General features: G+C 66.5%; 27 protein-coding genes and 1 pseudogene. 17 read left to right on the forward strand and 11 right to left on the reverse strand.

The features are described 5' to 3' along the window. Positions 1-486: 486 nt before the first annotated feature. On the forward strand, positions 487-1,374 hold the full coding sequence (locus QB898_RS00010) for a fumarylacetoacetate hydrolase family protein (protein WP_279523297.1): 888 nt from the start codon (positions 487-489) through the stop codon (positions 1,372-1,374). A gap of 25 nt (positions 1,375-1,399) precedes the next feature. Here the strand turns inward: QB898_RS00010 and ptsP are convergent, their stop codons facing one another. The 4 genes and pseudogenes from ptsP to fdxA form a co-directional block, all read right to left on the reverse strand. After that, positions 1,400-3,196 carry a phosphoenolpyruvate--protein phosphotransferase gene (gene ptsP / locus QB898_RS00015; protein WP_279523298.1) on the reverse strand — a complete coding sequence of 599 codons (1,797 nt, stop codon included), beginning with the start codon at positions 3,194-3,196 and terminating at the stop codon, positions 1,400-1,402. Between the two features lie 232 nt (positions 3,197-3,428). Continuing rightward, positions 3,429-3,524, reverse strand: a pseudogene (locus QB898_RS00020) (amino acid transporter); the annotation flags it as partial. Between the two features lie 216 nt (positions 3,525-3,740). Continuing rightward, entirely contained in the window at positions 3,741-4,829 is a 1,089-nt protein-coding gene (locus QB898_RS00025) for an NAD(P)/FAD-dependent oxidoreductase (RefSeq protein ID WP_428982704.1), read from the reverse strand. Positions 4,830-4,855: 26 nt separating this feature from the next. Next, entirely contained in the window at positions 4,856-5,185 is a 330-nt protein-coding gene (fdxA, locus tag QB898_RS00030; protein WP_050715859.1) for a ferredoxin FdxA, read from the reverse strand. Positions 5,186-5,401: 216 nt separating this feature from the next. On the opposite strand from fdxA, the gene QB898_RS00035 reads away from it, so the two are divergent. Both QB898_RS00035 and xerD read left to right on the forward strand, forming a co-directional pair. Further along, entirely contained in the window at positions 5,402-6,748 is a 1,347-nt protein-coding gene (locus QB898_RS00035) for a 3-deoxy-D-manno-octulosonic acid transferase (RefSeq protein ID WP_279523300.1), read from the forward strand. Between the two features lie 148 nt (positions 6,749-6,896). Beyond that, positions 6,897-7,829 (forward strand): site-specific tyrosine recombinase XerD, encoded by a 933-nt coding sequence (gene xerD, locus QB898_RS00040; protein WP_050715861.1) that lies wholly within the window; start codon positions 6,897-6,899, stop codon positions 7,827-7,829. Between the two features lie 11 nt (positions 7,830-7,840). On the opposite strand, the gene QB898_RS00045 is transcribed toward xerD, so the two are convergent. The 3 genes from QB898_RS00045 to map all read right to left on the reverse strand — a co-directional run bounded on the left by QB898_RS00045 (position 7,841) and on the right by map (position 11,101). Beyond that, on the reverse strand, positions 7,841-9,040 hold the full coding sequence (locus QB898_RS00045) for a mechanosensitive ion channel family protein (protein ID WP_279523301.1): 1,200 nt from the start codon (positions 9,038-9,040) through the stop codon (positions 7,841-7,843). Positions 9,041-9,399: 359 nt separating this feature from the next. After that, positions 9,400-10,203 (reverse strand): SDR family NAD(P)-dependent oxidoreductase, encoded by an 804-nt coding sequence (locus QB898_RS00050; RefSeq protein WP_279523302.1) that lies wholly within the window; start codon positions 10,201-10,203, stop codon positions 9,400-9,402. 97 nt (positions 10,204-10,300) lie between these two features. Further along, the gene (gene map / locus QB898_RS00055; RefSeq protein WP_279523303.1) at positions 10,301-11,101 is read right to left on the reverse strand and encodes a type I methionyl aminopeptidase; all 801 of its coding nucleotides are present in this window, start codon (positions 11,099-11,101) and stop codon (positions 10,301-10,303) included. A 365-nt stretch (positions 11,102-11,466) separates the two neighbouring features. Here map and tolB point away from each other — a divergent pair, with 365 nt between their 5' ends. From tolB to rplI, 7 genes are all read left to right on the forward strand, one after another. Beyond that, on the forward strand, positions 11,467-12,762 hold the full coding sequence (tolB, locus tag QB898_RS00060) for a Tol-Pal system beta propeller repeat protein TolB (protein ID WP_279523304.1): 1,296 nt from the start codon (positions 11,467-11,469) through the stop codon (positions 12,760-12,762). 43 nt (positions 12,763-12,805) lie between these two features. Then, on the forward strand, positions 12,806-13,318 hold the full coding sequence (pal, locus tag QB898_RS00065; protein ID WP_279523305.1) for a peptidoglycan-associated lipoprotein Pal: 513 nt from the start codon (positions 12,806-12,808) through the stop codon (positions 13,316-13,318). A 3-nt stretch (positions 13,319-13,321) separates the two neighbouring features. Continuing rightward, positions 13,322-14,152 carry a tol-pal system protein YbgF gene (gene ybgF / locus QB898_RS00070; protein ID WP_279523306.1) on the forward strand — a complete coding sequence of 277 codons (831 nt, stop codon included), beginning with the start codon at positions 13,322-13,324 and terminating at the stop codon, positions 14,150-14,152. 112 nt (positions 14,153-14,264) lie between these two features. Further along, on the forward strand, positions 14,265-14,636 hold the full coding sequence (gene rpsF / locus QB898_RS00075) for a 30S ribosomal protein S6 (RefSeq protein WP_102282964.1): 372 nt from the start codon (positions 14,265-14,267) through the stop codon (positions 14,634-14,636). A gap of 45 nt (positions 14,637-14,681) precedes the next feature. Beyond that, positions 14,682-14,975 carry a primosomal replication protein N gene (gene priB / locus QB898_RS00080; protein WP_050715868.1) on the forward strand — a complete coding sequence of 98 codons (294 nt, stop codon included), beginning with the start codon at positions 14,682-14,684 and terminating at the stop codon, positions 14,973-14,975. 10 nt (positions 14,976-14,985) lie between these two features. Continuing rightward, positions 14,986-15,267, forward strand: coding sequence for a 30S ribosomal protein S18 (rpsR, locus tag QB898_RS00085; RefSeq protein ID WP_050715869.1), 282 nt, complete (start codon positions 14,986-14,988; stop codon positions 15,265-15,267). Positions 15,268-15,293: 26 nt separating this feature from the next. Further along, the gene (gene rplI, locus QB898_RS00090) at positions 15,294-15,749 is read left to right on the forward strand and encodes a 50S ribosomal protein L9 (protein ID WP_102282962.1); all 456 of its coding nucleotides are present in this window, start codon (positions 15,294-15,296) and stop codon (positions 15,747-15,749) included. On the opposite strand, the gene QB898_RS00095 is transcribed toward rplI, so the two are convergent. Beyond that, on the reverse strand, positions 15,731-15,979 hold the full coding sequence (locus tag QB898_RS00095) for a hypothetical protein (RefSeq protein WP_279523307.1): 249 nt from the start codon (positions 15,977-15,979) through the stop codon (positions 15,731-15,733). The genes rplI and QB898_RS00095 overlap by 19 nt on opposite strands. Positions 15,980-16,380: 401 nt before the next feature. Here QB898_RS00095 and dnaB point away from each other — a divergent pair, with 401 nt between their 5' ends. Continuing rightward, a complete protein-coding gene (dnaB, locus tag QB898_RS00100) occupies positions 16,381-17,898 on the forward strand; it encodes a replicative DNA helicase (RefSeq protein WP_279523308.1) in 1,518 nt (505 codons plus the stop codon). Positions 17,899-17,952: 54 nt separating this feature from the next. Next, a complete protein-coding gene (locus QB898_RS00105) occupies positions 17,953-18,285 on the forward strand; it encodes a cupin domain-containing protein (protein ID WP_050715871.1) in 333 nt (110 codons plus the stop codon). 226 nt (positions 18,286-18,511) lie between these two features. Here QB898_RS00105 and QB898_RS00110 read toward each other — a convergent pair whose 3' ends face one another. Beyond that, the gene (locus QB898_RS00110; RefSeq protein ID WP_279523309.1) at positions 18,512-20,632 is read right to left on the reverse strand and encodes an ATP-dependent DNA helicase; all 2,121 of its coding nucleotides are present in this window, start codon (positions 20,630-20,632) and stop codon (positions 18,512-18,514) included. A gap of 158 nt (positions 20,633-20,790) precedes the next feature. On the opposite strand from QB898_RS00110, the gene QB898_RS00115 reads away from it, so the two are divergent. Genes QB898_RS00115 through QB898_RS00125 form a run of 3 tightly spaced genes read left to right on the forward strand, consistent with a single transcriptional unit; the run spans position 20,791 to position 23,282 of the window. Further along, on the forward strand, positions 20,791-21,612 hold the full coding sequence (locus tag QB898_RS00115) for a PP2C family protein-serine/threonine phosphatase (RefSeq protein ID WP_050715873.1): 822 nt from the start codon (positions 20,791-20,793) through the stop codon (positions 21,610-21,612). Positions 21,613-21,651: 39 nt separating this feature from the next. Then, entirely contained in the window at positions 21,652-22,431 is a 780-nt protein-coding gene (locus tag QB898_RS00120; protein ID WP_050715874.1) for an oxygen-binding di-iron domain-containing protein, read from the forward strand. Positions 22,432-22,490: 59 nt separating this feature from the next. Beyond that, the gene (locus QB898_RS00125; protein ID WP_346429786.1) at positions 22,491-23,282 is read left to right on the forward strand and encodes a cobalamin biosynthesis central domain-containing protein; all 792 of its coding nucleotides are present in this window, start codon (positions 22,491-22,493) and stop codon (positions 23,280-23,282) included. On the opposite strand, the gene QB898_RS00130 is transcribed toward QB898_RS00125, so the two are convergent. Further along, complete coding sequence (locus tag QB898_RS00130; RefSeq protein ID WP_279523310.1) at positions 23,252-23,611, reverse strand: DUF4870 domain-containing protein; 360 nt, start codon at positions 23,609-23,611, stop codon at positions 23,252-23,254. The genes QB898_RS00125 and QB898_RS00130 overlap by 31 nt on opposite strands. Before the next feature lie 155 nt (positions 23,612-23,766). Between QB898_RS00130 and QB898_RS00135 the strand changes: the two genes are divergently transcribed. Both QB898_RS00135 and cobJ read left to right on the forward strand, forming a co-directional pair. Beyond that, positions 23,767-24,207 carry a cobalamin biosynthesis protein gene (locus tag QB898_RS00135; protein WP_279523311.1) on the forward strand — a complete coding sequence of 147 codons (441 nt, stop codon included), beginning with the start codon at positions 23,767-23,769 and terminating at the stop codon, positions 24,205-24,207. A 4-nt stretch (positions 24,208-24,211) separates the two neighbouring features. After that, positions 24,212-25,231 (forward strand): precorrin-3B C(17)-methyltransferase, encoded by a 1,020-nt coding sequence (gene cobJ / locus QB898_RS00140; RefSeq protein WP_279523482.1) that lies wholly within the window; start codon positions 24,212-24,214, stop codon positions 25,229-25,231. Between the two features lie 378 nt (positions 25,232-25,609). Here the strand turns inward: cobJ and QB898_RS00145 are convergent, their stop codons facing one another. Then, on the reverse strand, positions 25,610-26,482 hold the full coding sequence (locus QB898_RS00145; protein WP_199170925.1) for a hypothetical protein: 873 nt from the start codon (positions 26,480-26,482) through the stop codon (positions 25,610-25,612). Positions 26,483-26,498 lie beyond the last annotated feature (16 nt).

Consider the following 26,498-nt stretch of genomic DNA (forward strand, 5'->3'; position numbering starts at 1 on the left):
TCTGGATGGCTTTGCGCTCGGCTTCCAGCGCGCGGAAGGCCGCTTCGTCCAGAAAAGGCTGCGGGTTTTTGCGGGTGGCCAGGCGCTGGAGCACGTCCTCCAGGTCTTTGCGTAGGAGTTGGGGATCAAGCATGGAGCGCGATTGTAGGAAGGCGCTTGCCCGGCCCAGGCCCGCTGCCAGAGGCCCGCCGCGCCAGTTTCAGCCCGGTTTTCAGCCCCACTGTCACCGGCCGCCGCCAGGCTGCCCGCTGGAAGGCATCAAAAACAGGAGCGAATCCAGGGCGCCAAAAAGCTGGTCTGCGCTGGTTCCACTAGGACGGACAGCTATGGATAGAGGAGCGAAAAGCAGCCCGCTTCTGCTCATGTGCTGGCGCGCCCTGAGCCGCCTGAACCGCTCTTTTGGCGCTCTGCGCCAGGCATGAGGGCCTGCCCAGAGCGCCGCAGGGCCTGCTCTTTGGCCAAGGGAAAGCCGCCATACTTGCCCGCATGAAATTGGCCTCTTTCCACGACGGCTCGCGCGACGGGCAGCTCGCTGTCGTCTCGCGCGATCTGGGCAGCGCCTGCTACGCCAGCGGCATTGCCGCCACTTTGCAGCAGGCGCTGCAAGACTGGAACTTCATCGCTCCGCAATTGCAAACGCTGTCTGACGCGCTCAACAGCGGCCACGCCCGTCACGCCTTTGCCTTCGACCCCGCCCTGTGTCTGGCCCCGCTGCCGCGCGCCTTTCAGTGGGCGCTGGCAAGCTGCGCGCCAGAGGAGAGCGCGCCGCCAGGCCACGCGCCAGACGGCGCCGCTCCCGCTCTCTTTCTGGCTGCGGGCGATACCTTGCGCGGCCCTTGCGGCCCTCTGCCCGCCCTGCCCGGCGCGCTGGACTTTGAGCCGCAGCTGGCCGCCATCGTGGCTGATGCGCCCCGCGCCGCCACCGCCGATCAGGGGCAGGACGCCATTCGCCTGCTTGCGCTGGCCTGCCCCTTGCGCCTGCGCGAAGCGCCCTGGGCCGATAGCTGCCCTGCCACCGCTTTCGCCCCCGTTGCCCTCACACCCGATGAACTCGGCCCCGCCTGGCAGGCGGGCGTGGCCAGCCTCACTCTCCAGGCCAGCCTGAACGGGCGCAAAACCGGCCTGCTCGATACCCGCCGCGCCTGGCCGCTGGGCCAGCTGGCCGCCGCCTGCGCCCGCACCCGCGCGCTGACGGCCGGCAGCCTGCTGGGCGCAGGCCCCACGCCTGCCGCCTCCGGCCACTCCAGCATTCAGCAGCGCCGCGCCAGCGGCCTGCAAGCTGCCTGGCTGCAAGCTGGCGACGCCCTGCACCTGCAAGCCAGGGCCAAAGACGGCGCGCCCCTGTTTGGCGCCATTGACTTGCGCCTGTCCTGAGCGCCTGTTCAGGGCAAGCAGGCGCTCAAGGCCGCTGCGCCAGCAATTCGGCCGGTTCGTCGCTGGCGATGACGGCCTGCGCCCAGGCGGCCAGGCGGGAGGCGTCGGATTGCAGGATTTGCTGTTTGACAGCGAGGATGCGCGCCGGGTGCATGGAAAAACTGCGCAGGCCCAGGCCCAGCAGCAGGGCGGTCATGGCGGCGTCGCCCGCCATTTCGCCGCACACGCACACGGGCTTGCCGTGGGCGCGCCCTGCGGCGATGGTGCCGGCAATCAGGCGCAGCACGGCGGGGTGCAGGGGGTCGTACAGGTGGGCCACGGCGGGGTCGGCGCGGTCTATGGCCAGGGTGTACTGCACGAGGTCGTTGGTGCCGATGGACAGAAAGTCGAAATGCCGCAGAAACAGCGGTGCGGTGAGGGCGGCGGCCGGAATTTCGATCATCGCGCCCACCGCGCAGGGGCCGTGCGCCTGCCCGCGCGCCTGAAGCTGCGCGCGCGCTCTGGCGATGAGTTCCAGCGTCTGGCGGATTTCGCTGCCGTGCGCGAGCATGGGAATGAGCATTTGCACGGGGCCGTGCGCGGCGGCGCGCAAGATGGCGCGCAGCTGAACCAGGAACATGGCCGGCTCCGACAGGCTCCAGCGTATGGCGCGCAGGCTCATGGCCGGGTTCTGGTGCGGGCTGGGGTGGCGCGCGTCCAGCGGCTTGTCTGCGCCCACGTCCACGGTGCGGATGGTCACGGGCAGGCCGCGCATGCCCTGCACGGCGGCGCTGTAGGCGGCGTATTGCTCTTCTTCGTCAGGCAGGCGGCCTTCGCGGCCCATGAAAAGGAATTCACTGCGCAGCAGGCCCACGCCCACGGCGCTGGCGGCCAGGGCGGCGGCGGTGTCGGCGGGCTGCTCGATGTTGGCCAGCAGCTCGATGGGCTGGCCGTCTTGCGTGACGGCGGGGGTGCTGGCAATTTGCGCCAGGCGCTGCCTTTGCCGCTCGGCCTGCTGGCGTCTGCCCCGGTATTCCTCCAGCATGGCAGGGCCGGGGTTCACATGGATGAGGCCCGCATCGCCGTCGATGATGACCACATCGTCTTGCCGGATGCGCTGGCTGGCCTGGCCCGCGCCCACGACGGAAGGAATGTCCAGGCTGCGGGCGACGATGGCCGTGTGGCTGGCGCTGCTGCCCTCGTCGGTGGCAAAGCCGGCGAACACGCGCTTTTTGAATTGCAGCATGTCGGCGGGCGAAAGGTCAGACGCAATCAGCACCAGGCTGGCCTCGCTGCCGCCCGCTGGCGCGGGCAGGGCCGCTGCCGCGCCGTCTTGCAGGGCCTGCAGAGGCGCGGGCGCGGACAGGGGCGAAGCCGGCACGCCGCGCAGCTCGCGCAGCAGGCGCGCCGCCACCTGCGCCACGTCGGCCTTGCGCTCGCGCAGGTAGGCGTCTTCCATCTCGTCGAACTGGCGCGAGAGCACTTCCAGCTGCGTGGCAATGGCCCACTCGGCGTTGTAGTGGCGCTCGCGCACCCAGCGGGCGGTTTCGGCGGCCATCACCTCGTCGAGCAGCATCATCAGGTGCACATCCAGCATGGCCGACAGCTCGGCGGGCGTGTCGCGCGGCATGTCAGCGCGCAGGCGCTGCAAGCGGGCCGCCACGGCCTCGCGCGCGGCAGCCAGCCGGGCCAGCTCGGCGGGCACTTGCGCGGGGGTGATGAAGTCATGCGCCACATCCATGCGGCTGGAAGGCGCCAGCACGGCGCGGCCTATGGCGATGCCGCGCGCGGCAGGCTGGCCTGCGAGGGTGAAGCTCGTGTGGGTGTCCGTGGGCGTGTTCATGGAGGCGAAAAAACGGGTTTGCGCCCGTTCAGCCATGCAGCGCAGGCAGAGCGGAAAACGGGAGCGGAAAACAGGGGGAAGAAAAGCGCAGGAGCGTTAAAAAAGGCGTGGCCCAAACAGGCGTCAGCTCCGGCAGGTTACTTCATTGCGGCAGGGCTGCCCATGCGGCCAGCCAGACATGCTGCGCCAGCGCGGCGGCCAGCGCCCACATGAGCAGGCCGATGAGCGCGTCCAGCGCCTGCCGCAGCACGAAGGCGTTTTGCGCGCCAATGGCGACGATCAGGCCCCGCGTGGTGGCCAGGCCCTGAATGAATGAGGTGAGCGGCATCAAACAAGAAGCAAGAAGCGGGCCGCCGCGCTGCGCCAAAGGGAGAAGCGGCAGCCATGCATCCAAAACAGGAGCAAATTCAAGCGGGCCAAAAACAGCTCTTGCGCCCGTTCCACTAGGACATCATGCTATGGAAAACGGAGCAAAAAAACACCTTTCGCCTCATCTTCCCTGCGCTCCGCTCGCGAACAGGCCCCGGGAGCCGCCGCGCGGGTCTCACAAGTCCGACAAATCGGGCGATACGCCCAGCGCGCGGTGCAGGTTGGGGCTGGTGGTGGTGTATTGGAAGAACACGTCTTTGCCCGGAAACAAAAAGGGCAGCGCGCCGTAGGCAGCCAGCGTGGCTTCGTGAAAGCCGCTGAGGATGAGCTTTTTCTTGCCCGGGTAGGTGTTGATGTCGCCCACGGCGAAGATGCCCGGCTCGCTGGTGGAGAACTTTTCGGTATCTACCGCCAGCTGCTTGCGCTCGATGGCCAGGCCCCAGTCGGCAATAGGCCCCAGGCGCGGACTCATGCCGTGAAAGACGAGCAGCGCATCCAGCGGCAGGCGGCGCGTGACGCCGTCTACGCCCGTAAGCTTGAGGGCGGCCAGGCGGCTGGCGTCGCCTGCGCTGCCTTCCAGGCCGGTGATCTGGCCGATGGCCAGCTGCATGCGGCCTTGCTCGCACAGCGCGCGCATGCGGCTGACGCTGGCCGGGGCGGCGCTGAAGGCATCGCGCCGGTGAATGAGGATGACGCCCGCCGGGGCCGTTTGCGGCGGCAGCCCGGCCAGGTGGTTGGCCCAGTCCAGCGCCGAATCGCCGCCGCCGGCCACGGCCACTTGCTGGCCCGCGAAGGCTTCGGGCTTTTGCACGCGGTAGAGCACGTGCCGCCCTTCAAAGGCTTCAACGCCCGGCACTTTCAGCGGCCGGGGCTGGAACGCGCCCACGCCTGCGGCAATGAAGACGGCGCGCGCCAGGCCGCGCACGCCCTGTGTGGTTTCCACCAGAAAGCGCCCGTCGGCCTGCCGCTGAAGCCGGCTGACTTGTTGGCCCAGGTGGAACACGGGCTTGAAGGGCGCAATCTGCTTCATCAGCGCCTCGGCCAGCTCGCGGCCCGTGCACACGGGCACGGCGGGAATGTCGTAGATGGGCTTGTCGGGATACAGCTCCACCGGCTGGCCGCCCACTTGCGGCAGTGCGTCAATGACGTGGGCGCGCGCTTGCAGCAGGCCCAGCTCGAACACCTGAAACAGCCCCACCGGCCCTGCGCCGATGATGATGGCGTCGGTTTCAAAGCAGTCGGCAGCGGGTTCGGTCATGGGCATGGCGGGTGATCAGGGAGAAAAAGCGCTTAGCGCAGCAGCTCGCCCAGTTTGTCGGTGCGGTCGCGCCACTCTTCGGCATCCGGCAGGCTGCCTTTGCGCTTGGTGATGGGCTTCCAGTCCGGCAGGTGCGACAGCTCGGCGTTGAGTTCGGCCATGTGCTCCTGCCCGCTGGGAATGTCTTCTTCGGCGAAGATGGCGTCCACCGGGCACTCGGGCACGCACACGCCGCAGTCGATGCACTCGTCCGGGTCAATGGCAAGAAAGTTGGGGCCTTCGTGGAAGCAGTCCACGGGGCAGACATCTACGCAATCGGTGTACTTGCAGCGGATGCAAGCTTCGGTAACGACGTGGGCCATATGCTTTTTTTAGGGTCGGGAAAAAGGAACAAGGCCGGATGCCGCATGTTTGCAAACGTGTCCGGCGCTGGATGGCGGGATTCTAAGAATTTCACTTGCCAGACGGGGTTATATGGATATGGCGATGCGCATGGCAGCGCGACGCATGCCCATTCGCCCGCCAGCCCCCGCGAAACGGGCGCAGGCAGCTATCAATAATGAAGTAACCTGCCCGCCATGCACGCCCTCTACAACCTCGCCGCCTGGATGGCCCAGCCGCTGCTGCGCCGCAAACTGGCTGCCCGCGCGCGCGCCGAGCCGCTGTATGGCCAGTGGGTAGCCGAGCGTTTCGGGCGCGCTTATGCCGCCCCCGCCGTTTCGCGCGAAGACGAGCGCCCCTTGTGGATACACGCCGTCTCTTTGGGCGAAACGCGCGCGGCGGCCATCCTGGCGCAGGCGCTGCGCGCCAGACGGCCCGGCTTGCGCCTGCTGCTCACGCACGGCACCGCCACGGGGCGCGCCGAAGGCGCCAAGCTGCTGCAAGCCGGCGACGCGCAAGCCTGGCAGCCGTGGGACACGCCCGCTGCCGTGGCGCGCTTTCTGGCGCACTTTCGCCCCCGCGCGGGCGTGCTGATGGAAACCGAAATCTGGCCCAACCTCATCGCCCAAAGCGCCGCGCAAGGCGTGCCGCTGGCGCTGGCCAACGCGCGGCTGTCAGAAAAGTCTCTTCGCGCCGCGCGCCGCGCCGCCTGGCTCATGCGCCCCGCCTACGCACGGCTGGCCGCCGCCTGGGCGCAGACGGATGCCGACGCCGCCCGCCTGCGCCAGATGGGCGCGCCCGTGGCAGGCGTGTTCGGCAATTTGAAATTCGATGCGCGCCCTGACCCGGCCCTGCTCGCGCTCGGCCAGCGCTGGCGCGAACAGGCCCGGCAGGCGGGCCGCGCCATCGTCATGCTGGCCTCATCGCGCGACGGCGAGGAAGCCGCCTTGCTCTGGTGCATACGCCAGGCGCGGGCAAGCGACGCGGCGGGCCTGGCCGACATCCAATGGCTCATCGTGCCGCGCCATCCCCAGCGCTTTGACGAAGTGGCCCAGCTGGCCCAATCCCACGGCCTGAGCGTCAGCCGCCGCAGCGCCTGGCCGCAAAGCGCAAACGGAAGCGCACACGAAAGCGCCAATGCCGCGCCGCCCGCCGCCGACCTCTGGCTGGGCGACTCTTTGGGCGAAATGCCCGCCTACTACGCCGCCGCCCGCGTGGCCCTGCTGGGCGCGAGCTTTGCGCCGCTGGGCGGGCAAAACCTGATTGAAGCGGCCGCCTGCGCCTGCCCCGTGGTCATGGGGCCGCACACCTTCAACTTCGCCCAGGCCGCCGAAAGCGCCCAGGCCGCAGGCGCCGCCCTGCGCGCGCCCGACATGCCCGCCGCCCTGGCCGCCGCCCTCACGCTGGCCCGCGACGAAGCTGCGCACGAGCGGGCCGCCCAGGCCGCACTCGCCCTCATCGCCGCCCATCGCGGCGCAGCCGGTCGCACAGCCGATGCCGTGCTGACGCTGATGGACGAAGGCCAGCGCCAGACGCCGCCGTGAAAGTCTGCTCAAAGCCTTCCCCCGAGAAATGAGAAGTTCGAGGGGAAAGAAAAGTGACTCAAGCGACATCGGCTGTGAGCAATTCAAGCGCATCAAGCCCTTGCTGGAGAGTGCACGCAAGAAAACGGCTGCCGTGTATCTTTGCCGCATGCCTGATACATCTTCACCCGGCCCAGCGGAGCCGGATTTGCCTGATATTGATGCTTTTTGCGACGCGCTTTGGCTGGAAGACGGCCTGGCGGCCAACACGCTGGCCGCCTACCGGCGCGATCTGGGCCGGCTGGCGCGCTGGCTGCGCCAGCAGCACGGCGTGGCGCTGCTGGCGGCGCAAGAGCGCCACTTGCAGCACTACTTCGCTGACAGCCACGCCAGCAGCCGCGCGACCACGGCCAACCGCCGCCTAGCGGCATTCCGGCGCTTTTTCCAGTGGGCGCTGCGCGGCGGGCTGAGGGCGGATGACCCGACGCTCAAGCTTTTGCCTGCGCGCACGCCTGCGCGCATTCCCAAGACGCTGGGCGAGGCGCAGGTGGAGGCGCTGCTGGCCGCGCCTGACACGCAGACCGCGCTGGGCCTGCGCGATCGCGCCATGCTGGAGCTGATGTATGCCAGCGGCCTGCGCGTGAGCGAGCTGGTGTCGCTCAAGGTCTTTCACATCAGCCTGAACGACAGCGCCCTGCGCGTGACGGGCAAAGGCAGCAAGGAGCGCATGGTGCCCTTTGGCGAAGAGGCCGGGCGCTGGCTGCGCCGCTACCTGACAGAGGCGCGCGCCGGGTTGCTGGGGCCGCGCCAGAGTGATGACTTGTTCGTGACCAGCGCCGGCCCTGCGCCGGGCCGCGCCATGTCGCGCGTGATGTTCTGGAACCTGATCAAACGCTACGCCGTGCAGGCGGGCATTGCCGCGCCGCTGTCGCCCCACACGCTGCGCCATGCCTTTGCCACGCACTTGCTCAACCACGGGGCCGATCTGCGCGTGGTGCAGCTGCTGCTGGGGCATGCCGATATTTCAACCACCACGATCTACACCCACATTGCCCGTCAGCGGCTCAAGGAGCTGCACGCGCAGCACCACCCGCGCGCGTGACGGGCAGTGCGCTATTGCGCGCCAGCGCCGGGCGCGGGCCGCGATGGCGCGGCGCTGCCGGGGGGCGCTGCGGCAGCGCTCATGGCCTGGCGCGGGCTTTCGGCCTGCATGGCGGCTTGCGCGGCGGCGTCGCCTTCGCCGCCAGCCATGTAGAGCGTGCGGGTGGGGAAGGGGAATTCGGCGCCGTGGCGGGCGACGATGTCCATGATTTTCAGCATCACATCCTGCTTGACGGCGTGATACGGCACCCATTCAGTCGTGCGCGTATAGCAATACACCATGAAATCCAGGCTGGAGGCATTGCAGGTCATGAAATGAACAATAATCGTCTGCTCATTTGCAATATCGGGGTGTTTTTCAAGCATGCCGCGCACATCGTCGCAAATGGCGGCCATTTTGTCCGCATCAGAATAGCGAATACTCAGCGTTTCATAAATGCGCCGGTTCATCATGCGCGAGGGGTTTTCAACGGCAATGTTGCTGAAAATCGAATTGGGCACATAAAGCGGCCGCATCTCGAAAGTGCGAATGCGGGTCATGCGCCAGCCGATTTCTTCCACCACGCCTTCGATATTGCGGTCAGGCGAGCGAATCCAGTCGCCCACGGTAAAAGGCTTGTCCAGATAAATCATCAGGCCGCCAAAAAAATTGGAAAGCATGTCCTTGGCGGCAAAACCAATGGCCATGCCGCCAATGCCGCCAAAAGCCAGCAAACCCGAAATGGACATGCCCAGCGCCTCGGCCACGGCCAGCGCGGCAATGGCCAGCGCGCACAGGCGCAGCAGCCTGCCCACCGCATAAACCGTTGTCGCATCCGGCAGGCGATGGCCGCTGCCCGCACGCAGCAGCCCTTTTTCCATGTTGGCGATAAAGCGCGTGATGAACAGCGCGGCAATGCCAATCAGCATGACGCGCCGCGCTTGCAGCAGAAAGTTGTGCAGCCACAGCGGCTCAATGGCGTGCAGAAGGCTCACGGCCGCCGACAGCCCGCCCACCCACATCAGCAGCCGCAGCGGCAGGCGCGCCGCTTTCAGCAAGGCGCCGTCCCACACGCCCGGGGCATGGCGCTTTTTCTCCTTGCGGCCAAAAAAGTCCAGCAGGCGCAGCAGCACGAAGTTGCAGCAGATGGTGATCACGCCAATGAGCAGCAGCTGCACGGTCCAGATGGCCGGGTCAGGCGAGAGCTTGAAGTAAGGGGCGATGAGTTCCATAAGGAGCAGCGGAAACGGGGCAGGGCAGGGCGGGTGAGGGGCGCGATTCTGTCACCCGGCTGCGTGCGTCAACGGGCGCTGGCAGGCGCTGGAAAGCAAGATGACTTGCTCCTGCATCAATAGCATGAGGTCCTGGTGTGGCGGGCGCAAGCGCCGTTTTCAGTCCCTTGAATTTGCTTCTGTTTTTGATGTGATTCAGCCTTCTTCACGGCTTGGCCGCAAAGGCATGACGGCGGGGCACAGCGGGCTTCGGGTTCCGGGCCGTGCCGCGCTTTCCGCACCCATGGACAGACTGGAAGCAGGTTTCCGGGGAATGCGTAACGTGAACCGGCCGTGAACCGGCCCTTGGCGGCGCTGGTTCAGCCGTGGCGGCGGATGTCGTCCACCGCTTCGCTGCCGAAATCGGGCCGCGCCAGATAAGCCAGCAGGCGCCGGGCGGTGTCTTCGGCGCTGGCCAGCTGCCCATCGGCTTTGAGGGCGGCAAAGCGCCCCTGGCCCGGAAAGTCCTGCGCGCTGGCGCCGCGCAGCTGGGCCTGCATATCGGTGTCGATCACGCCGGGGGCGATGGCGCACACGCGCGCGCCCTGGCCATCAGGGCGCGCGGCCTCTTCCAGCGCCAGGCAGCGGGTGAGGTGATCCAGCCCCGCCTTGGCGGCGCAGTAGGGCGCTTGCGCGGCCAGCGGGCGGCGGCCCAGGCCCGATGAAATATTGAGCACCTTGCGCCCGGCGGGCCACTGGCGCGTGGCCGACAGGAAGGCCGCGCACAGCAGCAGCGGCGCTTCCAGCCCGGCGCGGATGGATTGCGACAGCCCGGCCAGATCGGCCGCGTCGCTGCCGGCCGAGCGTGTGTCGCCCAGCCTGCTGATGCGCGGAATCACGCCCGCGTTGTTGATGAGCGCGGCGCTGCCAAAGCGCCCCGGCGGCACGGCTTGCAGCCACTCGGCCAGGCGGCGGGCGGCGGCGGGCGCGTCCGTCAAATCCTGCTGCCACTGCACCAGCTGCGCGCCGCTTTGCCGCGCCTGCTCTTGCAGCGCCGCCAGCGGCTGGCGCGAGAGGGTCAGCAGCGTGCAGCCCGCTTCGCGCAGCAGCTGCTCAGCCAGCGCCCGCCCCAGGCCGCGCGACGCGCCGGTGAGGATGAAGAGCTTTTCCTGTCGTTCCGCCATGGCAGCCTACTCAAAAGAAGGAGCAAATCAAGAGGGGTGGAAAATGGCTCCGGCGCTCTTTCCACTAGGACGTAATGCTATGGGAAAAGGAGCTAATTCATGCCTTGACGAAGTCTGGCGGCGGTGGGCTACCGGCCGAGAGCGTGAGCACTTCGTAGCCCGTGGGCGTGACGAGAACGGAGTGCTCCCATTGCGCCGAAAGTGAATGGTCTTTGGTGACGACGGTCCAGCCGTCGCCCAGCGATTTCACGTCGTGGCGGCCCAGGTTGATCATCGGCTCGATGGTGAAGATCATTCCCGGCTCCAGCTCTTCGCCCGTGCCCGCCTTGCCGTAGTGCAGCACCTGCGGGTCTTCGTGAAAGCTTTGGCCCACGCCGTGGCCGCAGTATTCGCGCACCACCGACAGGCCGTGCCCTTCGGCGAATTTCTGGATGACGTGGCCGATGTCGCCCAGCCGCGCGCCGGGGCGCACTTGCATGATGCCCAGCCACATGGCCTCATACGTCAGGCGGCTGAGCCGCCGCGCGGCTACCGAGCATTCGCCCAGCTCGAACATGCGGCTGGTGTCGCCAAACCAGCCGTCCTTGATGACGGTGACGTCCACATTCAGCACGTCGCCTTTTTTCAGGGGGCGCTCGTTGGGGATGCCGTGGCACACCACGTGATTGACGGAGGTGCACACGTGCCCCGGATAGGGCGGATAGCCCGGCGGCTGGTAGCCGATGGTGGCCGAGCGCGTGCCCTGCTGTTGCATGTGCTGCGCGGCCAGCCGGTCGATTTCAAGCGTGGTGATACCGGGGCGGATGTGCGGCGTGATGGCGTCCAGCACTTCAGAGGCCAGGCGGCACGCTTCACGCATGGCGGCAATGCCTGCCGCGTCTTTGATGATGATGCTCATGGGGCGGCGATTATCGTGAGCGCTCCGCGCGCAATGCCGCTGACGCACGCCTTTGTGGGCGCTCTTTGCGCTGCGTCAGCAACAGCCGGACTCCATGCGACTCTTTCACTGCGAAAGCGATCGCTGCGGCCAGGCAGCGAAAAACCGCTTTCCGGCGTCTGGAATCCGCTGCGCCGCAGCTGGCAGCTTATTCGCTTATTCATGAAACAAGCTCTTACACCAATATGTGCAAGTCACAACCGTAGACACTTTTGGCAACGGTGTCTTGAACCAACTGTGTACCATCCCGCCCGCAATGCCGCCTTCGCACTGCGCTGCGGAGGCGGTTTTTGATGAATGAATCTGCACGACAGGATTTGCACCGCATGACACGTTTTCTTGCTCGCATCACCCGCCGCCGCCTGGCGCAGTCGATTGCCGTGGCGCTGGCCCTTCCATCCGCCGCGCCCGTGCTGGCGCAGTTCAGGGTGGAAGTCTCGGGCGTGGGCCTGCGGCAAATGCCCATTGCGCTGCCTCCCTTCCGGGGCGAGGATGGCGCGCCGCAGAAACCGGCCGCCATCGTGCAGGCCGACTTGGAGCGCAGCGGCCTGTTTCGCGCGGTGAATGCCAGCGGCCAGGCGCCTGATGAAACCACCGTGCCTGACATGGCCGTGTGGCGCGAGCGCGGCGCTGACTCCCTGGCTGCCGGCAGCGTGCAGCGCCAGGGCGATGGCCGCTGGCAAGTGCGCTTTCGCCTCTGGGACGTGGTGCAGGGGCAGGACTTGGGCGGGCGCGGCTACACCGTGCCGCAATCCGATTTGCGGCTGGCCTCGCACAAGGTGGCCGACTACATCTATGAAAAGCTGACGGGCGAAAAAGGCGTGTTTTCCACGCGCCTGGCCTATGTAACCAAGGCCGGCTCACGCTACACGCTATGGGTGGCTGATTCCGACGGCGAAAACGCCCAGGCGGCGCTCTCCAGCCCTGAACCCATCATCTCGCCCAGCTGGTCGCCTGACGGGCGGCAACTGGCCTACGTGTCATTCGAATCGCGCAAGCCCGTGATTTACGTGCATGACGTGGCCTCCGGCCGCAGGCGCCTGCTGGCGAACTTCCGTGGCTCCAACAGCGCGCCCGCCTGGTCGCCCGACGGACGCAGCCTGGCCGTGACGCTCTCGCGCGATGGCGGCTCGCAGCTTTATCTCATCAGCGCCGGCGGCGGCGAGCCGCGCCGTCTGGCCAAAACCAGCGCCATTGACACCGAACCCGTGTTCTCGCCGGATGGCAGCTCCATCTATTTCGTGAGCGACCGTGGCGGCGCGCCGCAGGTGTACCGCATGCCCGCTGGCGGCGGCGCCGCGCAGCGCGTGACCTTTTCGGGCAACTACAACATCTCGCCTTCCATCAGCCCGGATGGCCGCTGGATGGCCTACATCAGCCGCTCGGCAGGCTTTCGCCTGCACGTGATGGAGCTGGCCACTGGCAACACCACGGCCATCACGGATACAACCGAAGACGAAAGCCCCAGCTTCGCCCCCAACAGCCGCCTGATCGTGTACGCCACACGCCAGGGCGGCCGCGACGCGCTGATGACCACCACGCTGGATGGCAAGATCAAGGCGCGCCTGGCAGGCAAGGGCGGTGACATCCGCGAACCGGCCTGGGGACCGTTCCAGAACTGATTTCCCAACGACAGCGTTTTATTTCAAGCAAAGGAGCAAACCCATGTTCAAACGCTATTTCATTGCCGCCGCCGCCCTGGCCCTGCTGAGCGCCTGCAGCACCACCGACAACCTGGATGCGTCTGCTGGCAATGCAGGCGACGCATCGCGCACCACCTTGCCGGGCGACAGCCACGTCGCCCCCGTGCAGGCAGACCATGCCATGCAGGAAGCTGACGGCCCCGCTGGCGTGGCGAAGGTGATCTACTTCGACTTCGACAGCTTCGTGGTCAAGCCCGAATACCAGTCCGTCATTGACGGGCACGCCCGCTACCTGCAAGCCAACCGCAGCCGCCATGTTGTGCTGGAAGGCAACACCGACGAGCGCGGCGGCCGTGAATACAACCTGGCGCTGGGCCAAAAGCGTGCTGAAGCCGTGCGCCGCGCACTGGGCCTGGTCGGCGCTTCTGACGCGCAAATTGAAGCCGTGAGCTTTGGCGAAGAAAAGCCCGCCGTGATGGGCAGCGACGAAAGCGCCTGGTCGCAAAACCGCCGCGTTGAAATCAAGTACCGCTAAGCCGTGAAGCACGCAAAACCCCTGCGCCTGACGGCGCTGGCGCTGGCGCTGGCGCTGGCGGCAGCCAGCTTCAGCGCTCACGCGCTGTTTGGCGATGACGATGCCCGCCGCGCCATTCTGGATTTGCGCCAGCGGCTCGACACCGCCATCACGGCCCAGAACAAGCTGGTGGAAGACAACGAGCAAATGCGCCGCAGCATGCTCGATCTGCAAACGCAAATCGAGACACTGCGCAACGAACTGGCCCAGTCGCGCGGCATTCAGGAACAAGCTTCGCGCGAACTGGAAGACTTGCGCCGGCGCCAGCAGGAAGCTGCGCAGGGCATGGAAGACCGGCTGCGAAAAATGGAATCCGGTGACGCGCCGCCTGCCAGCGGCATGGACGGCGCTGAAGCCGCTGATGACGCCAGCGCCCGCAGCCAAGCTCCCCAGCAGGCCAGCGCCGAGCCGGACCGCAGCGCCGCCGAACGCAAGGAATACGACGCCGCCTTCGCCGCTTTTCGTTCTGGCGACTACCGCAACGCGCAAACCCGGCTGGCCCGTTTTGTCAAGAAATATCCGCAAAGCAGCTACGCGCCATCGGCCCTGTTCTGGCTGGGCAATGCGCAGTACGCCACGCGCGACTACAAGGAAGCCATCACCAACTTCCGCTCTCTGCTGAGCAGCGCGCCCAAGCATGACAAGGCCCCTGAAGCCTTGCTGTCCATTGCCAATTGCCAGATTGAGCTGAAAGACACGCGTGCTGCCCGCGCCACGCTGAACCAGCTGGTCAAGGCCTATCCGCGCTCTGAAGCCGCCCAGGCTGGCCGCGAGCGGCTGACGCGCCTGCGCTAAAATCCCACGTTTTTCGCCTTGCCGCACCCTGCCGACGCCGGGGGCGGCTTTTTCTGTCTGGGGCCTTGCGCCTTGCGGGGTTCCGGACTCATTGCATCCACAAGGAGTCTGAATGCGTCATTACGAAATCATTTTGCTCATCCACCCGGATCAGAGCGAACAAGTGCCCGCCATGCTCGAGCGCTACAAGGGCATGATCACCAGCGGCGGCGGCCAGGTGCACCGCGTTGAAGACTGGGGCCGCCGCCAGCTGGCCTATCAGATCAACAAGCTCTCCAAGGCCCACTACTTGTGCCTGAACATCGAGGCCGGGCGGGACGTGATGGACGAGCTGGAGCACGCCTTCCGCTTCAACGATGCCGTGCTGCGCCACCTCACCGTGCAAAAGGCCAAGGCTGAAACCGGCCCGTCTTCCATGATGAAGACTGTTGAGCGCGAAGAAGCCCGCAAGGCCCAGCAAACCGCCGAGCAAGCCACCGAATAAGGCCGTCACGCACACCTCCCAGGCAGACTGCAAGACAAGGCGAGCGTGAACCGCATCGACATTGCCGGCGTCATCGAAGAGCGCGGCGCATTGCGCCACACCCCGGCGGGCCTGCCCGCGCTGGATTTGCGCCTTTGCCATGAGTCCGAGCAGCCCGAAGCCGGGCAGCCGCGCAAAGTCAGCCTCACGCTCAAGGCTGTCGCCATCGGCCAGGTGGCGCAGCGGCTGGACCGTCAGGCGGCAGGCGCTCAGGCGCGTTTCACGGGCTTTCTCGCCAGCCCCCGCCAGTCACGCCAGGTTGTGTTCCACATTCAGGATTTTCAGCAAGATTCGTTTTAAGGAGGCCCCCATGGCCACGTTCAAGAAATTCAACAAAGACAAGCGCCCGAAGCGCAACACCCAGTCGCTGCTGTTCAAGCGCAAGCGCTTTTGCCGCTTCACTGTTGCCGGCGTCGAGGAAATTGACTACAAGGACATCGACACCCTGCGCGATTTCATCGCCGAAAACGGCAAGATCATCCCCGCCCGCCTGACCGGCACGCGCGCCCTCTATCAGCGCCAGCTCAACACCGCCATCAAGCGCGCGCGTTTCCTGGCCCTGCTGCCCTATACCGACAAGCATCGCGTCTGACACGGGGCTGAAAGGAGAAACACACCATGGAAATCATTCTTCTGGAAAAAGTCACCAACCTGGGCGGTCTGGGTGACATCGTCAAAGTCAAAGACGGCTATGCCCGCAACTTCCTGATTCCTTCTGGCCGCGCGCGCCGCGCCACCGCCGCCAACAAGGCCGAGTTTGAAGCCCGCCGCGCCGAGCTGGAAAAGCAGGCCGCCGAAAAACTGGCCGCTGCCCAGCAGCAGGGCGGAAAGCTGGCTGGCGCCATCATCAAGCTCACGCAAAAGGCTGGCGTCGATGGCCGCTTGTTCGGCTCCGTCACCAACTACGACATTGCCGAAGAGCTGAAAAAGCAGCACGGCGTGGAAGTGCACAAGTCGCAAATCCGCCTGCCTTCCGGCCCCATTAAGACGGTGGGCGATTCCACAGTCGTCATCGCCCTGCACACGGACGTGCTGGCTGAAATCACCGTGGCCGTTTACGGCGAAACAGCCTGATCCGGGCGCTGGCCCGTCGTGCCAAAGCCGCTGGGCTGTGCCTGGCGGCTTTTTTCTTTGAGCCTGGGCAGCCTGTTCATGATCTGGCCGAGAGGGGCAAAAGCGCGAATCGGGATGGGCGGCAAGGCGCAGACGGGTCTTGCAACCCGGCGCGGATTTGCAACGCCGCAGAGCGCCCGAATCCGCGCTTTCGCGCCCGCAGACTCATCGTGGGCAGATTCAAAGGCCATATTTCGCTCCTTGATTCATAGCGTAATGTCCTAGTGGAAAGAGTGCGGGACACATTTTCGGCCCCATGAATTTGCTCCTTTTTTTGATGTGGCTTCGCTCTGTGCCTCAAGAGCCTGTTCAGAGTCTGCCCGTGGAGCCTTGCGGATCGGGATGGAGGCAGCAAGGCCCAAGACCGCCCAAGTTCGCGCTTTTCGCGCCTGCGGGCGGGCTTTGAACTGATTCTTGGCTTCCGGGCCGCTGCCTTCCAGGCCCCCGCCGCCCGGCCCCGGTTTCCAGACCGTCTTCTGCTTCTCCCCCAGCTTCCCCCCAGCTTCTCCCCAGCCTGTCCACGGTTTATCCACCGCGCATCCACAGCCTTGCGCAATGACAGGCGCGCCCACGCTGCCTATGCTCGCCGCCCATGCCTGATGAACTGAACCCTCCCCCATTCGACGCGTTTGACGCGCCGCCGCCCGCAGCAAGCGGCCATTCCGGCCCGCCTGACGACGCCCCCTATGCCGCTGCGCCGGAGCCTGCCGATTTGCCAGAGCCTGCTGATCTGCCGCCGCCCGCAGATCCGCAAGTGGCCCAGCTGCGCATTCCGCCGCATTCGCTGGAGGCCGAATCCAGCGTGCTGGGCGGGCTGCTGCTGGACAACGGCACCTGGGACCGCGTGGGCGATCTGCTCATCGACAGCGACTTCTACCGCCTGGAACACAAGCTGATTTACGCCGCCTGCGGGCGTTTGATCAACGACAGCAAGCCGGCAGACGTCATCACCGTTTTCGAGGAATTGCAGCGCCAGGGCCGCGCCGAAGCGGCAGGCGGCATTGCCTACCTCAACGCGCTGGCGCAATACGTGCCCAGCGCGGCCAACATCCGCCGCTACGCCGAAATCGTGCGCGAGCGCGCCATTCGCCGCAAGCTGATCGCCGCCAGCGACGAAATCGCCACCAGCGCCTTCAACCCCCAGGGCCGGGGCGTGGACAAGATCCTGGACGAAGCCGAGCAGCGCATTTTCAAGATTGGCGAAGAAGGCTCGCGCATGAAAGAGGGCTTTCAGTCCATGGACCTGCTGGTCACCCAGCTGATTGACCGCGTGCAGGAGATGGCCGACAACCCCAACGACATCACTGGCGTGCCCACCGGCTTCATTGACCTGGACCGCATGACCGCCGGCTTGCAGGCGGGCGACTTGGTGGTGCTAGCCGCGCGCCCTTCCATGGGCAAAACCGCCTTCGCCATCAACATTGCCGAGCACGTGGCGCTGGAAGCGGGCCTGCCCGTGGCCGTGTTTTCCATGGAAATGGGCGCGGCGCAGCTGGCCGTGCGCATCGTCGGCTCCATCGGCCGCATTGACCAGAGCCACCTGCGCACGGGCCGCCTGACCGACGAGGAATGGCCGCGCCTGACCGAGGCCATCGAGCGCCTGCGCACGGTTTCGCTGCACATCGACGAAACGCCGGGCCTGACCCCGTCGGAGCTGCGCGCCAGCGCCCGCCGCCTGGCGCGCCAGCAAGGCAAGCTCGGCCTGATCGTGGTGGACTACTTGCAGCTGATGACCGGTTCCGTGAGCGAGGGCGAAAACCGCGCCACCGAGCTGGGTGAAATCTCGCGCGGCCTCAAGGCCCTGGCCAAGGAGCTGCAATGCCCCGTGCTGGCCCTCTCGCAGCTCAACCGCAGCGTGGAGCAGCGCACCGACAAGCGCCCCATGATGAGCGACTTGCGCGAATCGGGCGCCATCGAGCAAGACGCCGACATCATCATGTTCATCTACCGCGACGATTACTACAACAAGGAAAAATCCGCTGAGCCGGGCGTGGCCGAAATCATCATCGGCAAGCAGCGCAACGGCCCCACCGGCACCGTCAAGCTCACCTTCGTCAAGCCCCTCACCCGTTTTGAGAATCTGGCGCTAGGCTCGCCGGACGACTATTGAAGCGGCGCGGCGCCCGCCGCCCCGGCTGTTTTTCACTTTCAAGGAGCACTCATCATGGCCCAGCCTCATCTCACTCCCGGCCAGCTTGGCAGCGTGGCCCCTTTGGGCGCCGCTGCCGCCAGCACGCCCTCCTTCGCGCTGGTCAAAGGCCGCCAGCTGGAAGTCATGCGCCTGGTGCTGCCCGCAGGCAAGGCCCTGCCGGCACACAGCGCGCCGGGCGAAATCACCGTGCAATGCCTGGAAGGCCGCGTGCAATTTGAAGCCGCCGGCCAAACGCATGCCATGCAGGCTGGCGACTTCCTCTGGCTGCCCGCAGGCGAGCCGCACGCCCTGCGTGCCGAAGCCGACGCCTCGCTGCTGGTCACCGTCAGCCTGCCGCAGCCATAGCCGCACTGGCGGCCCCGCTCAACCCGCCCGTGGACGCGAAAAGGCCGCCCCGAAGCGGCCCGTGCAGCCTGAATGAATCAAAAACAGGAGCGAATTTGAAGGGCAGTAAATGCCATTCTGCGCACGTTCCACTAGGACCTCATGCTCTGATTTCAAGAGCGAAATATGAACGTCTGCCGTCTGCGCTTTGCTCATTCCGGCGCTTTGCCTGGAAGGCGGGCTTTTTTCAGGCTTCGCTGACGGCCAGCACATCCAGCGCCTGCATGAGCTGGGCTTCGTCTGCCAGGCGGCGCATGGGCGGCAGGGCGGCGAGCAGGCGTTTGCCGTAGCTCATGCTGATGAGGCGGGTGTCGCAAATCGCCAGCGCGCCGGTGTCGGTTTCGCAGCGGATGAGGCGGCCCGCGCCTTGCTTGAGGGCCACGGCCGCTTCGGGCAGGGAAATGGCGGCAAAGGCGCTGCCGCCTGCGGCTTCGATGCGGCGGCAGCGCGCTTCAATCAGCGGATCGCCCGGCGGCGGAAAGGGAAGTTTGTCGATGACGACGCATTGCAGCGCGCGGCCGGGAATGTCCACGCCTTCCCAGAAAGAAGCAGAAGCCACGAGCACGCAGCCTTGCGCCTTGCTTTGCCCGGCCGCGCGAAAGCGCTCCATGAGCACGCGCTTGGGGTATTCGCCTTGCGCCAGCACAGTGATGGGCGCGCCTTCGCCACGAAAGCGTTCGGCCAGCGCCTGGCTGATGCCGCGCAGCGCGCGCAAGGTGGTGGTGAGCACGAGGGTGCGCCCGCCCAGGCGCAGCGCGGCGTCGCCTGCCAGGCGGGCCACGGCGGCGGGGTGCGCGGCGTCTGCCGGGCGGGGAAAGGCGGCGGGCGCCGGGATGTAGAGCACGGACTGGCGGGCGTAGTCAAACGGGCTGCCCACGCGCAGGATGCGCGCCGCGCCTTCCAGTCCGCAGGGGCGGGTGAACCAGGTGAGCTGGGCGTCATCGCCCAGCGTGGCGGAGACGAAAACCCAGGCGCGCGGGGCGGCCGGGGCGGCGGACGGGGCGAAGGGGTCTTCTTCACCCACGGCGGCGAAGGGCGGCTGGCCTTCAGGCGGGGCTGGCGAATCGGACGGATCTGACGAATCTGGCGGCGCGATGCCCAGCAGGCGCTCGCGCACGGTCTGGGCGATGTCCAGCGGCGATTCGGTCAGTTGCAGGGTGTAAAGGCCCACTTCCAGCCAGCGGGCCGCATCCGCCGTGGCGGGCTGGGCAAAGTGCGCGGCCAGCCGGGCCAGGCGCTGGGCGCGGACGAGCAGGCGGGGAAAGTCGGCGGCGGCGTCTTGCACGGCTTCGCAAGCGGCGGCAATGGACTCCAGCGCGGCTTGCAGGCGGGCCAGGGCGGCCAGCCAGCCTGCTTCAGGCACGCCTTCGGGCGCGAGAGCGTTCCAGCGCAGGCGGGCATTGCCGCCGGGCGGGCTGGAAGGCGGATTGCCAGCGGCCAGCCGCAAATCGCGCAAGGCGTTTTCAAGGCCGCCAGCCAGCGCGCTCCAGTCTTGCAGGCCGCGCGCGTGCTGCAAACCGGCGGCAAGCAAATCACGCGCGAAATCCTGCAACTGGCGGTGGCCAAGCTGGCGGCCCAGAAACTGGATGCCGGTTTCGTTGAGCTGGTGCGCTTCGTCAAACACCACGGCGCGGACGGCGGGCAGCAGCTCGGCCATGCCCGATTCGCGAATGGCCAGATCGGCAAAAAACAGGTGATGGTTGATGACGACCACGTCGGCGGCCAGCGCCTCGCGCCGCGCGCGGGCCACGTGGCAGTCGCGAAACCGGGGGCATTCGCTGCCCAGGCAGTTGTCGCGCGTGGAAGTGACCAGGGGGATGACGGGCGAGCGCTCGTCCAGCTCTGGCAGCTCGGCCAGATCGCCCGTGGCCGTGGCCTGCGCCCAGCGCTCGATGCGGGCCAGCTCGCGCGCGGCGGCGGCGCTGGCGGGCGCTTCATGCCGGGCCAGCTCCAGCCGGTAGGGGCACAGGTAGCTGCTGCGGCCTTTGAGCAAGGCCGTGCGCACGGGCAGGCCCAGCGCGCCAATCAGGCGCGGCAAATCGCGGCCATACAGCTGGTCTTGCAGCGTTTTGGTGGCCGTGGACAGCAGCGCGCGCTCGCCGCCCAGCAGCACCGGCGCCAGATAGGCAAAGGTCTTGCCCACGCCCGTGGCCGCTTCGGCCACCAGCGCGCCGCCTTCGCGCAGCGTTTGCGCCACGGCCAGCGCCATTTGTACCTGGCCGGGACGGGGGCAAAAAGCGCCATCGGCCGCAGCCAGCGGCCCATCGGGCGCGAAAACGGCGGTAACGCGGCTGGCGAGATCAGGCAAGGCGAAAGGGTGCGGAAAAAGACGCGAGGCGGCGACGAAAGGCCGAATGGAAAGACCTCGCGCCTGTTTCATTCAGCTTTACAACTGATAATACGCAGCTTCACTTTTGGCAGCGCCAAAAAATCAGGTCATATACATAAGCACACATTGCGCACAACATGAACAAGGACAAGGGCTTCCGGCTCGCTGCCGCCACAGGCCTGCACAAGGGCGACCGGGACTATCAGCAAGATCAGCTCGGCCTGTTTGCCCACCCGCGCGTGCCCGGCTGCGTGCTGGGCGTGGTGGCCGACGGCATGGGCGGACGCACCGGCGGGCGCAAGGCGTCTGACCAGGTCATCATGACCGCGCGCCAGCTCTTTGAAAGCTACGACCCCGCCCACGAAGACGCCGCCGCCTTGCTGCGCCAGATTGGCGAAGAGGCGCATCTGGTCATCCGCCTCACCGCCATCGCCGCCGAGCAGGAGCCGCACAGCACGCTGGCCGCTTTTCTCACCACCGCCAAGGGTGCCTGCCACTGGGTGCATTCGGGCGATTCGCGCCTGTATCACTTTCGCGGCAGCACGCTGCTGCGCCGCACGCTGGACCACTCCTACGTGCAGGCGCTGGTCGAGCGCGGCGAAATCACCGCCGAAGAAGCCAACACCCATCCGCAGTCCAACATGCTGCTCAGCTGCCTGGGCGCGGACGAGCCGCCCCGGCTGGATGCGCACTACATCCCGCGCCTGCAACTGGGCGACACCATCATGGCGTGCAGCGACGGGCTGTGGCACTACTTCACGGTCGATGAAATCGGCTCCGTGCTCAACGCCTTGCCGCCGCGCGACGCCAGCGAATTCCTGGTGGAAAAGGCGCGCGAGCGCGCGATGGGCGGCGGCGACAACCTCTCGCTCATCATCGTCAAGCTGGAGCCGCTGCAGGCGGACAAGCCCATGATCGGCTCCGGCTTCGTTCAACTGGGTGCCAACACCCAGCATTGAGCGCGGGCGCGCCTTCGGGTTTGCGCTGGCCTTGCCGCCATGACCATCCAGCTCTACGCCAAGGACGGCCACGAATGCATCATGTTTCACGACCTGGTGCAGGCTGACGCCGACGCCGTGCAATCCAACCAGTTCATCGTCTGCCACGGCGACCACATGGCCGTCATCGACCCCGGCGGCATGATGACCTACAACGCCATCTTCCTGCGGCGCATGCAGTGCTTTCCGAAGTCGCAGGTGGACTACATCATGGCCTCGCACGCCGACCCTGACGTGGTGGCTTCGCTCAACCGCTGGCTGGTGCAAACCACGTGCAAGCTCGTCATTCCCGCCGTGTGGTCGCGCTTCGTGCCGCACTTTTGCACCCACAGCATTGAAAACCGGCTGGTGCCCGTGCCTGACGCCGGCGGCATCTTGCCGCTGGGCGAGGCGCACATCATCGTGCTGCCCGCGCACTTTCTGCACTCCGAAGGCAATTTCCAGTTCTACGACCCCATCTCCAAAATCCTGTTTTCGGGCGATCTGGGCGCATCGCTGGTCAGCAACGAACAAGCGGGCCAGCCCGTGACCGACTTTGACGCGCACATTCCCAACATGCTGGGCTTTCACAGGCGCTACATGAGTTCGCGCAAGGCCTGCCAGTACTGGGCGCAGATGGTGCGCGGGCTGGACATCAAGATGATCGTGCCCCAGCATGGCTCCTGGTTTCGCGGCCGTACCATGTCGCGCCGCTTCATTGACTGGGTGGAGCAGCAGGAATGCGGGCTGGATCTGATGACGCAGGAAAACTACCGCCTGCCCGCCAAAAAGCTGCTCTGAAACCGGCTTTGCCCCCGGCGCAGCGAATCGCCATGAACTCCCCGTCTTCACCTGGCGCCTTGCCCCGCATTGCCCTGCTGGCCATCACCCGCCAGGGCGTGGCGCTGGCCGCGCGGCTGGCGCGGCACTGGCCGCAGGCCACGGTGTGCGCTCCGGCCAGGTGGGCCGCGCCGCTGGCGGAGCTGCCCAACCCCCGGCGCATTTATGAAGGCGCTCTGCGCGGCGAAATCGGCCCGCTGCTGGCCGCGCATGAGCAGCTGGTGTGCTTTGTTTCGCTGGGGGCGATGGTGCGGCTGCTGGCGCCGCACCTCAAGTCGAAGGCGGAGGACCCCGGCGTGGTGGTGGTGGACGAAGCGGGGCGCTTTGCCATTGCCGTGCTCTCCGGCCACGTGGGCGGCGCCAATGAATGGGCGCAGCGCGTGGCGGCGCTGCTGGGGGCTGTGCCGGTCATCACCACTGCGTCAGACGTCATGGGCACGCTGGCCGTGGACATTCTGGGCCGCGAGCACGGCTGGCGGGCCATTGCGCCCAAGGAAAACCTCACGCGCGCCGCAGCCTGCGTGGTCAATGGCGAGCCGGTGGCCTTCGTTCAGGAAGCGGGCTGCCTGCGCCACTGGTGGCCGCACGCCGCGCCGCTGCCCGCCAACATCCGTGTTTTCAGCCGCATGACCGACGTGCCGCTGGATGCTTTCGCCGCCGTGCTCTGGGCCACGGCGGACGCTGCGGCGATCCAGTCTGAATGGTGGGAAAAGGCCAAAGGCCGCCTGGTGCTTTATTTGACCCCGCCCGAATCGTCACTCCGGAAAGACAAAGAGCCGCTTTATTTGATGAGCCGCAAAGTCAGCGGATAGCGCCAGATCTGGCCGTTGGCCGCCTTGATGGCGGCGATGATGATGCAAACGCCGCCGTAAAGGCCCAGCAGGGGCAGCAAAACCAGGCCGATGACGGCAAAAATCAGAATGCCGCACACCATGCCCGCAATGCAGAGCGTGATCTGGAAATTGAGCGATTCACGCGCGTTGCCAGCGGCGAATTGTTCGCCGGGTTCATCCTTGGTGAGCAGGTAAATGACCAGCGGCACGAGAATGGGAAAGAAAAAACAGCCCAGATGGGCGAAAACGGCGAACAGATTGCTGCTGCCGCTGCGGCGGGGCGGCATGGGAGAAAGAGGCGGTTGCACGGCGCGTTGCTCCTGAAAAATGAGGCGGCGCAAATTGTAAGAACCTGTTCAGAATCTGACGGGCTGCGCCTGAAACGCCGCTCCCGGAATGGCCCCGGATGGATATTCAAGGCATATGCCACGATTTTGTTTTCATTGATCTTGGATTCAGCCGCATGACTTCTTTCTTTGCCGTGGGCCTGGGCTGCGACAGCCGAACGCCCCTTGAAACCTTGCGCGCCGCGCTGGAGCAGGCGCTGGCGCGCGCGGGCATTGCGCCCGGGCACATCGTGGCGGCCGCCAGCATCACGCTCAAGGCAAAAGAGCCGGGCCTGCTGGCGCTGGTGGACGAGCGCGGCTGGCCCATGCGCTTTTACACGCCCGCCGAACTGGCCGCCGTGCCCGTGCCCAATCCGTCTGAAACCGTGCTGCACTACACCGGCACGCCATCGGTCAGCGAGGCAGCCGCGCTGCTGGCAGCGGGCGGCGGGCAGCAGCCCGCGCCCATGAGCGCGCTGGTGGTGGAAAAACACCGCCTGCGCGGCCCCGACGGGCGCAACGCCACGGTCTCCATCGCGCGCGTGCCGCCAAAATCGGCCGCTTTGCCCAATGACTGAACCCATGAACGACGCCAACCCGCTTTCCCCTTCTTCTTCACCCGCGCCCGCCCGCAGCGGCTCCATCGCGCTGGTGGGCATCGGCCCCGGCCATGCCGCGCACATGACTGCGCGCGCGCGCGAAGCCATTGCCCAGGCCGATGTCGTCATTGGCTACGTCACCTACATCAAGCTCGTGGCCGATTTGCTGGAGGGCAAGGAAGTCATCCGCAAGGCCATGACCGAAGAGATTGACCGCGCCATCAGCGCCCTCGAAAAAGCCCGCCAGGGCAAGAAAGTGGCGCTCATCTCCTCGGGCGACGCGGGCGTTTACGGCATGGCCGGCCCCACGTATGAAGTGCTCTTTCAGGCCGGCTGGACGCCCGATGACGACGTGACGGTTGAAATCATCCCCGGCGCATCGGCTCTCAACAGCTGCGCGGCGCTGGTGGGCGCGCCGCTCACGCACGACTTTTGCGCCATCTCGCTCTCGGACCTGCTCACGCCCTGGCCCGCCATTGCCCGCCGGCTGGAAGCGGCGGCGGCGGCCGATTTCGTCACCGCGCTCTACAACCCCAAAAGCGGCCGCCGCACGCGCCAGATCGTGCAGGCGCAGCGCATCTTCTTGCGCCACCGCAGCCCCGGCACGCCCGTGGCCATCGTCAAAAGCGCGTGGCGCCGCCGCCAGCACATTGCGCACACCACGCTGGCGCACATGGCCGAAGCCGACATCGGCATGCTCAGCACCGTGCTCATTGGCAACAGCCACACCTTCACGCGCCACGGCCTGATGGTCACCCCGCGCGGCTACGCCAACAAATACGGCGTCAGCGGCGAAGGCCGCGTCACCCACGAAGGCGAAAAAGCGGGCCGCTCGCTCTCCAGCGGGCTGGACGGCTGGCTGCAATCGCTGCGCGAAGACCTGGCCGCCGGGCACAGCCTGCAAGCCCTGGCCGCGCGCGACGGCCTGCCGGCGGATTACCTGCAAGCCGCCCTGGCTGACCCTCCGGAAGACGCTGCGGCAGCCGAAACGGGCCAAGGCTGACGAAGGCGGAAAGCGGACTTCCCGCAGCTTCAGGGCCTGTAGGCAATCTGCCTGCGGGCGCGGAAGGCGCGGCCTCAGGCGCTCGTGAGTCTTGCAAACCCTCGGCTCACCAGACCCGTCTGCGTCTTGCAGCCCTTCCGATCCGCAGCCCCTCACGGCCAGACGCTGAACAGGCCCTAAAAACAGGAGCAAATATGAGGGCCTGAAATGCCGTTTCGCGCACTTTCCACTAGGACATCATGCTATGGATTCAGGAGCGAAATAGCTTGGTTCCTTCTTTGTGAATGCCGCGCCTGTTCCGGGCCGCGTTTTCCGCGCAGCGGGCGGATGGCGGGACGCTGCTGCTTGAATCGGCCCCTTGCCCGCAGGCTCAAAAGCTCAGGCTTGGCCCTTGAGAATGGAGGGCGCTTGCTCCAGCACAACTTCGCCTTTGAGGATGGAGGGCTTGTGCGTGTCCTGAACCTCGCCTTTGAGGATGGAGGGCGCTTGTTCAATGCGCACTTCGCCCTTGAGGATGGAAGGCGCCTGCTCCAGCGTGACCTCGCCTTTGAGAATGGAAGGCTTGTGCGTGTCTTGAACTTCGCCTTTGAGGATGGAGGGGCGGCGCTCGGTTTTCATTCTGAAGCGCACGCCTGCCGCGCGCAGGCCCCACACCAGTTCCACGAAGGCGTTGTTGTTGAGCAGCGGCTCGCCGCCCACGATGATCCAGTAGCCGATGCCGTCCACCCAGAAGAGCATGAAGGTGGTGCGGGGCATGAGCATGTCAAGGTCTTCGTGCATGCAAATGGCCTGTCCGCCGCGCCAGCCGCGCTGCTTTTGCCGGGCGGCGAAGTCAAAGAACTCCACGGCGGCGGCGCACAGGGTCTCGGCTTCGTCTTCGCTGTAGCCCACGCGGGCCAGGCAAAAGCCTTCGTCGGATGAGAGCGCGGCCATGCGCTCGCCTGACAGGCCCGCGATGGCGTGCGGCAGGTAGCTGTCCAGCGAGACGTTGGGCGCGGCCAGGGGATGGGCCATTTCCTGCACCCAGCCTTTTTGCAGCGCCTCGGTCAGCAGGGCGCGGCGGGCGGGCGATTCGGCCAGCCAGGCGCTGCGCAGGGGCGCGCCCAGGCCGTTCATCAGCGTTTGCAGCTCGGCGCCGTCTTTGTCAGGCTGCGCCCTGGCATGGGCGCGCAGCGCGCCAGCGGGCGTGAGCATCAAAAACGGGTCGCGTGGGGCGGCTTGCGCGCCCTGCGGGGCTTGCGGGTTCAGCATGGTGAGCGGGGCAGGC

Source organism: Ottowia cancrivicina (assembly GCF_029813755.1).
In the GTDB taxonomy this organism is placed as follows: Bacteria; Pseudomonadota; Gammaproteobacteria; order Burkholderiales; family Burkholderiaceae_C; genus Ottowia; species Ottowia massiliensis.